Source organism: Collinsella sp. OM07-12 (assembly GCF_003438275.1).
In the GTDB taxonomy this organism is placed as follows: Bacteria; Actinomycetota; Coriobacteriia; order Coriobacteriales; family Coriobacteriaceae; genus Collinsella.
The window spans coordinates 1-9,216 of the sequence record NZ_QSTQ01000006.1 but is presented as its reverse complement, the minus strand read 5'-3'; the positions used below and the strand labels follow the sequence as shown (position 1 = coordinate 9,216).

General features: G+C 61.7%; 7 protein-coding genes, 1 tRNA gene and 1 pseudogene. All 9 read right to left on the bottom strand.

Going from position 1 to position 9,216, the window contains the following annotated elements:
* Positions 1 to 1,409: pseudogene (locus tag DXB98_RS10255) on the bottom strand (transcription-repair coupling factor); the annotation flags it as partial.
* A gap of 157 nt (positions 1,410 to 1,566) precedes the next feature.
* Positions 1,567 to 2,232: an endonuclease III gene (gene nth, locus DXB98_RS03105; RefSeq protein WP_117743114.1), complete on the bottom strand. Its 666-nt coding sequence runs from the start codon at positions 2,230 to 2,232 to the stop codon at positions 1,567 to 1,569.
* Positions 2,233 to 2,295: 63 nt separating this feature from the next.
* Complete coding sequence (locus DXB98_RS03100) at positions 2,296 to 4,098, bottom strand: ABC transporter ATP-binding protein (RefSeq protein ID WP_117735430.1); 1,803 nt, start codon at positions 4,096 to 4,098, stop codon at positions 2,296 to 2,298.
* 124 nt (positions 4,099 to 4,222) lie between these two features.
* Positions 4,223 to 5,578, bottom strand: a complete 1,356-nt coding sequence (locus DXB98_RS03095) for a DNA recombination protein RmuC (protein ID WP_117743113.1) — start codon at positions 5,576 to 5,578, stop codon at positions 4,223 to 4,225.
* A 124-nt stretch (positions 5,579 to 5,702) separates the two neighbouring features.
* Positions 5,703 to 6,137: a hypothetical protein gene (locus DXB98_RS03090; protein ID WP_117735428.1), complete on the bottom strand. Its 435-nt coding sequence runs from the start codon at positions 6,135 to 6,137 to the stop codon at positions 5,703 to 5,705.
* A 441-nt stretch (positions 6,138 to 6,578) separates the two neighbouring features.
* Entirely contained in the window at positions 6,579 to 7,118 is a 540-nt protein-coding gene (rbr, locus tag DXB98_RS03085; RefSeq protein WP_117735427.1) for a rubrerythrin, read from the bottom strand.
* 98 nt (positions 7,119 to 7,216) lie between these two features.
* A complete protein-coding gene (locus DXB98_RS03080; RefSeq protein ID WP_117743112.1) occupies positions 7,217 to 8,122 on the bottom strand; it encodes an adenine glycosylase in 906 nt (301 codons plus the stop codon).
* A gap of 21 nt (positions 8,123 to 8,143) precedes the next feature.
* Positions 8,144 to 8,629 carry an Rrf2 family transcriptional regulator gene (locus DXB98_RS03075; protein WP_117743111.1) on the bottom strand — a complete coding sequence of 162 codons (486 nt, stop codon included), beginning with the start codon at positions 8,627 to 8,629 and terminating at the stop codon, positions 8,144 to 8,146.
* Positions 8,630 to 8,988: 359 nt separating this feature from the next.
* Positions 8,989 to 9,066 (bottom strand) — tRNA-Asp (locus DXB98_RS03070).
* Between the last annotated feature and the right edge of the window lie 150 nt (positions 9,067 to 9,216).

Sequence of the window (9,216 nt, the reverse complement as noted above, 5' to 3'; positions counted from 1 at the left end):
CCGCCGGCGGGGCCCGCCCCCGCCTCGAGCGGGCGGGCGTTGAGCGCGTCGGCATGGCGCTCGCGAATCGAGGCATGGGCCCCCTGGCGGGCGGCGCGGTCGGCAGAATCCGCCGCCGCCACACGTACACGGTCGCCGATAACGCCGGCGTTTTCGGGGGCGGCAGTCAGCGACTCCTCAAAGGTAATGCCCGCATCGCCAAAGGTGAGCTCCATCGACTCGCGCGCACCGCGGTCGGGAATGGCAAACACGCAAGCGTAGCGCTTGCCCACAACCTCCTGAATGCGCGTCATAAATCGATTGTCCGAGCCCGCAATGGCCGGCTGCTCAATCTTGAGCTCGGCCGTAACCGCGCCGCCGGCACGAATCAGGCTCACGTAGTTCAGACGCTGCTGAGCACCAAAGTCGAGCTGCTGGGCACGCACGTACAGGCCGTCCAGACGGTCAATCCCCGCCTCGTCGGCACGGGCTTCGATATCCTCGTAGGCACGTAGGCAGTCGTCGAACAGCGAGCGCGGCTCGGACAGGACCACAAGTGCCTTGCCGCTCACGTGCGCCAACGGGCTCACGGTCTGGCCGTACATCACCGGCAAAAAGCGGTCGAGCTCGGGCGTGACGATGCGCGCGTCCACCATCTCGAGCAGCGCCGCCAGCTTGCTGTCGTCCTGGCTGGCGCGGTAGAGCGCCACATGCATGTTGTGGACTGCCTCGTCGGTGAGCGCCAGCTCGCGGCAGGGGAAGATCTCAATGCTGTCCTCGTTGCCGATGGTTTGGCCCGTGGAACTCACCATGCGACGGATGCGGTCGATCTCGTCGCCAAAGAACTCAATGCGCACGGGTGCCTTCTCCTGCGCGGGAAACACCTCGACGGTGTCGCCGTGCACGCGGAACAGGCCGGGCGCGTCGGCGGCACCGGCATTGGCGTAGCCCATGCCCACCAGGCGCTGCGGCACCTCGTCGAAGGGAATCTCCTCGCCCACCGTAAAAGTAGTGGACTCCCAATAGCGGCTCTCGACCGGCGGCACGCAACGCAGCAGTGCGCGAGCGGAGGCGACCATGATGCAGTTGTCCCCGCGCACGATGCGCCCGAGCGCCTCGCAGCGCTGGGCTACCACGGCGTCGTCGGGCGCCTGCTCGCGCCAAGGGTAGTCCTTGCGCTCGGGAAAGCGGCACACGTGCGCCAGGCCCACATAGGCGGCCAGACTGCGTGCGGCGCGATCGGCCGCATCCTCGCCACTCACAATGTAGACCGTGGGGCGCGGGCGACGCGCAAACTGGGCTGCCGCCATAAGCGTGCGACCCGACTGCGACACGGCCAGCGTCACGTCCTCGCCGGCATCGAGCCCGGCCTCGACGGTCTGCAGTGCCTCGGCAGTGTAGAGCTGCGCGGCTATACGGTGAATGAGCATGCTGTTCCTCCGGCATTGCAACGCCAAAAGCCCGCCGGGGCAAGCTCGGCAGGTCGTACGTCAAATACATTGTCTGTCATGGTAGCGCATGGAGAGGACTCCGGCTCAAGGGCAAACCTAGCCCCGCAAAAAACGCCAGACGAAGATGCGTTCCGCCCTACCCCGCTACGCGCACGCTGGGGCACAAATCTGCCAGCGGGCACTCGTCACACTTGGGTTTGCGGGCGTCGCAGATCTCGCGACCAAAGGTGATCCACTGATGGTTGACCGACTCCCAATACTCGTGCGGCAGAATCTTGAGCAGATCCCGCTCGGTCTTGAGCGGCTCCTTGGCATGCGTCTTGGGACTCAGCATTAGGCGATGCGCGATGCGGTTGACGTGCGTATCGACCGCAATGCCCTCGACAATGCCAAACCCCACGTTGAGCACGATGTTCGCCGTCTTGCGCCCCACGCCCGGCAGCTTGACGAGCTCCTTCATGTCGGCCGGCACCTCGCCGCCATAGTCGGCGACGATCATCTGCGCGGCCTCGACGGCATGCTTGGCTTTGCTCTTGTAGAAGCCGAGTGACTTGATGGTGTCCGCCACGTCAGCCACGCTCGCCCCGGCCATGGCCTCGGGCGTGGGCCACTGGGCAAACAGCCGCGGCGTCACCTTGTTGACCTGCATATCGGTCGTTTGCGCCGAAAGCAGCACCGCGATCAGCAGGCGGAAGGGATTCTCGTGGTCCAAAAAGCACTCGACCGGGCCATAGCGACGGTTGAGGCGCTCACACACCTCGATGGCGCGCTCGCGCTTGGCGGCATTGGTCTCGCGTGGCATAACGACTCCTCGGCTCAACGGCACAATAAACTTATGAGCACAATTGTCCCACGTATAGGGTCGTTACGCTTCCAAAAATGCGCCGGTCTGGCGGCTCCACAGGCTTGCATACTCGCCGCCCGCCTCGACAAGCTGCGCATGCGTGCCGTCCTCGACGATCTCACCATCGGCCAGCACCACGATGCGGTCGAGCGCCGCCACGGTGGACAGGCGGTGCGCCACCACAATGGAGGTACGTCCACGCATCAGATTTTCGAGCGCCTCCTGCACCAGAGCCTCGGACTCGCTGTCGAGGGCAGAGGTCGCCTCATCGAGCACCAGAATCGGCGCGTCGGTTAGGATGGCGCGGGCGATAGCCACGCGCTGACGCTGGCCGCCCGAGAGCTTGACGCCGCGCTCGCCCACCATGGTGTCAAAGCCACGGGGCAGGCGGTCGATAAACTCCAGGGCATTGGCCAGGCGCGCCGCCTCACGAATTTGCTCGTCGGTGGCGTCGGGGCGGCCGTAGGCGATATTCTCGCGAATGGAGCGGTGGAACAGCAGCGCCTCCTGCGGAACGTAGGCAACCTGGCGGCGCAGGCTCTGCTGTGTGCAGCGCGAGACATCCTGACCGTCCACGAGTACGCGGCCGCCCTGAACATCGTCCAGGCGCAGCAGCAGCTTGGTGAGCGTCGTCTTACCCGAGCCCGATTTGCCCACCAGGCCCACGCGCTGGCCCGCCGCCACATGAAGCGTCAGGTCATCGAACACGCTCTCACCCGCCGCAGCGTCACGGTACGCAAAGCTCAGGTGCTCAAAATCAATCGCGCCCTCGGTCACTTTGAGCTCAGGGGCGTCCGGGTCGTCTGCCACCAAACGTGGCTCGTCCAGCACGCGCGTCATCTCGGCAGCGTCACCCAGCGCGCGGTTGATACGCTGCATCATGGAGCTCACGTAGTTCAGACGCATGGTGAGGTTGTACGTATAGGTAAAGATCATGACGAGCGCGCCGGCCGAGATGCCAAACCACGCGTTGCCGCCCGCCACAAACACGCTCACCACGGCCATGGTGATGACGATAAGGCCCGAGGTCGTAAAGTTGCGCTGCATCATGGCGTGCATCGATACCGTCTCAGCATCGCGCGCGGCGCGGTCGGCGGCATCGAACAGATCGTGCTCAAAGTCCTCGCGCCCGCAGGTCTTGACGGCCAGGATGTTCGTGACCGCGTCGGACAGCACGCCCGAGAGCTTGTTTTGCGCGGCGGACGTCGCGGCCGAAAGCGGCATGATACGCTTGTACATAAGCCAGACAAACGCAATGTAGACGACCATGATGCCCACCAGGATCACAGTAAATGTGGGCACCACCGGGGCGAGTGCCGCCACCGTGCAGACGACCGAGGTGATGGTGGGAATGAGCGAATACACCGTCACGTCCACCAGTCCCGTATAGCCGCTCATAAAACGGCTCGTCTGGCTAACGAGCGATCCGCCAAAACGGCTGGTGTGAAATGTCATGGATTGGTTGGAGAGCGTGTCGAAGCACAGACGCGCCAGGTGATAGTTGCCTGCGATTTCGAGCTTGTAGACGGTGTAGTCCTGTAGCTTGGAGAGGATCTGACCCACCAGGTTAACGAGTACGAGCGCCAGGATATAGGGGCCGAAGACCTCAAACACCTGGTCACCCGCCACGGGACCGGCTTGAACGCGGTCGACAATGAGGGCCATCACATAGGTATTGGCAAACGTCAGCAAAAAGATGTAGCCCGCCGACGAGAACACCGAGAGAAAGACGATCAGCGGCTGTGTGCGCGTGACGTCCCAAAAACGCTGCAGCGTGCGACGCACGGTTGAGCGTTTGAGCGGACTGGTGCTTCTCTGAGACATGGGCTTCCTTTCGCATCTGATAGGGCGAAACACCATTGTTGCACATTAAAGTGCGCTTTAGGCAAGTGCGATGCGAGAAGCGCTGCGCCCCGCGCCTGCGCAGACGCCCCGCCGTCAGGTGCGGCTAGTCCTCGTCTTCTTGCCCTGCAAGCAGGCCCGCAGACGTGAGCCCCAAGACCTCGTCGGCCTCCTCGGCATCTTCCAGCGCGTCGATATCCTTGAGCTTGCGCTCCATAACGTTGGTGCGCGTGGTGATGATGCCCTCGACCGTCTTGCCCGCGGTCTCGATCTGCTGCTGGGCGCGGCGCAGCGCCGCCTGATAGCGCGGCAGCTCGGCCTTGACGGCGGAAAGCACACGCAGCACGTCGTCGGTGCGTTTTTGCAACTTAAACGTCTGGTAGCTCATCTGCAGGCTGTTGAGGATGGCGGCCATGGTGCTGGGACCGGCTACGTTGACGTGATAGTCGCGGCCCAGGGTCTCGATAAGCCCGGGGCGGCTGACGATCTCGGCGTACAGTCCCTCAAACGGCACGAACATGATGCCAAAGTTGGTCGTTGCCGGCACACTCAGGTACTTTTCGCAAATGTCTTTAGCCTCGCGCTTGACCATGGTGTCGAGCGTCTTGCGCGCGGCGGCGACGGCCTCCGCGTCGCCCGACTCCTGGGCATCGAGCAGATGCTCATACGCATCGCCCGGGAATTTGGAGTCGATTGGCAGCAGCACGGGGTCTCCCTCGTCTACCGGCAGCTTGACGGCAAACTCAACGCGCTCCGAGGCGCCGGGCTTGGTGGCGACGTTTTCCAGATACTGGTCGGGTGTGAGGATGTCCGCCAGGATCGCGCCCAGCTGCACCTCGCCCAAAATACCACGCGCCTTCACGTTGCCCAGCACACGTTTAAGGTCGCCCACGCCGGTGGCGATAGATTGCATATCGCCCAGGCCCTTATACACGGCCTCGAGCTGGTCGCTCACCTGCTTAAACGATGCCGACAGACGGTCGTTGAGCGTGCGGGAGAGCTTCTCGTCCACCGTCGCGCGCATCTGATCGAGCTGCACGTTGTTGTCCTTGCGGATGGCGCCCAGCTGGGCATCGACCGTCTCGCGCACCTTGTCCAGGCGCTGCTCGATGCCCTCGCGGTTGGCGCCGAGCTGTTGGGTCGTCTCGCGGCGCAGGTCATCCATACGGTCACCAGCTTGCGAGAACTCGCGTGCGATGGCCAGGTAACGTTGCTGCTCCACGGCCGCATCGGTCGTCTGCTGCTGCGCGATGGCATTGGCCGTGCGGCGGGTTTCAGCCAGCGCGACGTTCAGGGCATCGAGCGCGTTGTTGGCCTGCTCAAGTGCTGCCAGCGTTTCCGCGCTACTGTCGCCACGCTCCCGCAACTCGGCACGCAGGCTCTTGAGCTGGATGGCGCAAGCCACAGCAACCCCCACCGCCACCAAGGCGATCACAACAAGCACAATATCAATAGCAGACATAAACTCCGCCCAACAAACCCAATCGAGCACCAATCAAAACCGCGATCAATCTTACCCCGCCATACACACGGATCACTCACTGCCTTGCAGACAAATTTCTCTTATAGCCGCGGGCGTTAAAACGCTAGCTCTCCCAGCCGGCGCGGATGGTTGTTATGACGTCACCTAGGCGCTGGCCCAGGGCCGCTAGATGTTGAAGCACCTCGTTGGGCGATGCGCCGTTGAGGATGCACGTGAGGGCATACGACGCCAGAAAGATGGCCGCAAGCCCCAACGGGATGAGCACGATCATCGCCAATGTGCGCAGGCGCTGGCCCAAACGGCGGCGGCGCGCGCGGCGTTTGTCGAACGCGAGCTCCTGCGCATATGAATCTTGCTGTACGGAATAGGCCTCTGGCGCCGATTCACACCCGGGCACAGCTGCAGGTACAGCAGCGGGCACGACGTTTTGCACGGGCGCCTGGTTGGCAACCCCTTGCATTTGCATCTCCATGAGTCGTTGCTGCTGACGCAGCATGCGCTCAGCTTGTTGCTGCGGAGTCTCAAGAAACAGATCCATGTTGGCCTCCAAAATCGGGGCATTCGACGCTTACGGCCAGCATCCCGCACCGCCATGACCGCGGCAACGCAATCGCCGGCAATAGCCACAAAGTTTCTTTTGCTCAAAAGCTGTCGAAAAGCTCAACAACTCCCCTACCAGCACTTTCTCTGAGCTTTTTTCGCCAGCAATCTTTTGGCCTTCCACCCTTACGCCAGCTGACCAAAATCTAACCAAAAGCTTGACGAAAATTGTGGAGACCGGGACCCCACAAAAACGTGCCGCCCCAAAAAGGGGCGGCACACAAACTTTAATATCAGCTTTTCTGTAGCGAGCACGCGACGACCCAACGCCGGGGCGCGGGGCGGGGAGATACCTTTCCCTCGCGCGACTCTGCGAAGCCGTGAGCGAGAGGGAAAGGTATCTCCCCGCCCCGCGCCCCGCAGCAGCCAGCGCCACGCGCTAGTAGTTCACCACCTGCTCCTCAAAGTACGCCTTCGGGTGGTTGCACACCGGGCACACCTCGGGCGCCTCGGCACCAACATGCAGGTGTCCGCAGTTCAGGCACTTCCACACCTTTACACCCTCGCGCTCAAACACCTCGCCCGACTCAATGCGCTCGACGAGCTTGTTGTAGCGCTCCTCGTGAGCCTTCTCGACAGCAGCGACGCCGCGGAACTTCGCGGCGATCTCGGCAAAGCCCTCCTCCTCGGCGGTCTTGGCAAACTCGTCGTACATCTCGGTCCACTCGTAGTTCTCTCCCGCGGCGGCATCGCGCAGGTTATCCAGAGTGCTGGGAACGGCGCCATCGTGCAGATACTTAAACCACAGCTTGGCGTGCTCGGACTCGTTGCCCGCCGTCTCGGCAAAGATATTCGAGATCTGAACGTAGCCGTCCTTTTTTGCCTTGGATGCATAGTAGCGATACTTGGTGTGCGCCTGAGACTCACCGGCAAAAGCGGTCTCGAGGTTCTTCTTGGTTTGAGAGCTCTCAAAATCCATAGGTGTACTTCCCTTCAATACATGCCGCCCATAGGCTTTGAGCGGCCTTATTTTATGGTACCCCCTGCCGAAAATCTAAACCTTAAAATTCGAGCGGGCTACACACTCAGCCAACGATCGTCCTCGGAGCGGCAAAAGCCCTCGCGCTCCAGATCGGCCAGAATACTCGCGACCAGCTCACACTCGACCGGCGCTCGACCGGCCGCCGCCTCCATCTCGTCAACGCCTGCGACGGCCTCATCGAGCGTAATCCCCGCCGGCTGGTCATCGCGCGCTGCCAGCAACATGCGCACGATATGCGCGCGCTTTTGGCGACGCGAGCCCTCAAACTTTGATTGACGGCTATAGCCCGCCGAGCGCCTGGACGGATTGGGCAACGTCTTTTTTAGATATGCGCCGTAATCTAGCAACGCGTAATACCACGCGCGCGGCGTATCGGCATCATCGAGCGGCACGGCAAAGGGAGCGATCTTGTCGAGCGCCGCACCGGGGGCCGCCGGACAGGCCGCCTGAATCAGCGACACCAGTTCGCGATCGGGAACGGCGGGCACATCGGGAAAGAAATGATGCAGAAAGACCGTGCGCACGTTGGTCTCCAGATACACACCCGGAAGATCAAACGCAAACGACCGGATACCCTGCGCCGTTGCCGGGCCAATACCAGGCAGAGCGACCAAGTCGCGCGTCTCACGCGGAAACTCCCCATCCCAGTCCTCTGCAACGCGCTGAGCGGCCTTGTGGAGCGCCAGAGCGCGTCGATTGTAGCCCATGCCCTGCCAAGCGTCTAAAACATCGGAAGGCGCGGCCTGAGCGAGCGCCCGGACGGTCGGAAAGCGATCGAGCCACGCCGGCATGCGCGTCTCCACGCGCGGAACCTGTGTCTGCTGCAGCATGACCTCGGAGAGCCAGATGATATATGGGTCGCGCGTGCGGCGCCACGGAAGGTCGCGATAACGCAGAACCCCTTCCGAACGAATCATCGAACGAAAGGGGTCCTGAATCATGGCAATGCTCCTTATGCGGCGCTATTCCTCCCGGCAGGCGCACGCACAGGTGGCGTACTCGGGAAACGCATCGCGATCGGCGAACTTGGGATCGACAGCCGGGAACTGGCGATGGGCGACGATGTCGCCGAGCGAAACGGAATCGAGGTAGTCGCGCATCAACGCCTGGGCTCCGGCCCACAGGGGATGATAGCAGCACGTGCCCATGCGCGCACAGTCACCATCGGGCGCGGTGCAATCGTTCATAACCATAGGGCCCTGAACAGCCTCGACGACCTGGCGGATGGTGACATCGTCCGGACTGACCTTGAGACGCATTCCACCGTGGACGCCACGCAGGCTCTCCACAATACCGGCCTGGACCAAACCGTGTTGGATCGAACGGGCAAACGAATACGGGACATTGACCTCTTCGGCAGCGGTGCGAACAGAAAGCAAACGCTCTGGATCCTCGGTAAGCATCGCCAGCATACGAAGGGCGTAATCAGTCTTCCTCGATATGTCCATTTTTCCCCTTTCAAGGAATACGAACAGCTCGAACGAGCTCCGGGGCCGAGCTTGTGTCGAGACGCTAAATGACCGCTAGGACATCCAAATGATAAATAGGATATCCACTGAGTGCCGCGCTTGGAGCGAAATGCATCAGATGCGGCCTACAGTGCAATTTAGTATAACCTAACCCCCTGTCTCGTTGAACAGGTGTTGCGCAACAAAGCTGCTGTTTAGACAGATATACTTATTGGATTTTACTTGCGTTCCCGAAGGTACGGGGATTCTGGGCGAAGATGCGCCAGGGCGATCGTTCTATCGAAACAAAGTGCATCAAACGCAAAAAGCCACGTCCGAAGACGTGGCTTTAATTGCGTTGGCGGGAAGTACGGGGCTCGAACCCGCGACCTCCGACGTGACAGGCCGGCGCTCTAACCAAACTGAGCTAACTCCCCAGGCAGGCGTTCGCGTTTGTTTCCGCTCGCGTGCGCTGCGGGGATTAGTATACACAGAAGTCTGTCCGGCACGCAACAACTTTTTTGAAAAAATTTTTCGGTCCCTCCGGCCTTGATTATCAACTTTATCCGAACACCTCCCACATTCAT

Excerpts from the sequence above, each read along its gene's own strand:
- nth (WP_117743114.1), bottom strand. The coding sequence starts at position 2,232 with ATGCCACGCGAGACCAATGCCGCCAAGCGCGAGCGCGCCATCGAGGTG.
- DXB98_RS03100 (WP_117735430.1), bottom strand. The coding sequence starts at position 4,098 with ATGTCTCAGAGAAGCACCAGTCCGCTCAAACGCTCAACCGTGCGTCGC.
- DXB98_RS03095 (WP_117743113.1), bottom strand. The coding sequence starts at position 5,578 with ATGTCTGCTATTGATATTGTGCTTGTTGTGATCGCCTTGGTGGCGGTG.
- DXB98_RS03090 (WP_117735428.1), bottom strand. The coding sequence starts at position 6,137 with ATGGATCTGTTTCTTGAGACTCCGCAGCAACAAGCTGAGCGCATGCTG.
- rbr (WP_117735427.1), bottom strand. The coding sequence starts at position 7,118 with ATGGATTTTGAGAGCTCTCAAACCAAGAAGAACCTCGAGACCGCTTTT.
- DXB98_RS03080 (WP_117743112.1), bottom strand. The coding sequence starts at position 8,122 with ATGATTCAGGACCCCTTTCGTTCGATGATTCGTTCGGAAGGGGTTCTG.
- DXB98_RS03075 (WP_117743111.1), bottom strand. The coding sequence starts at position 8,629 with ATGGACATATCGAGGAAGACTGATTACGCCCTTCGTATGCTGGCGATG.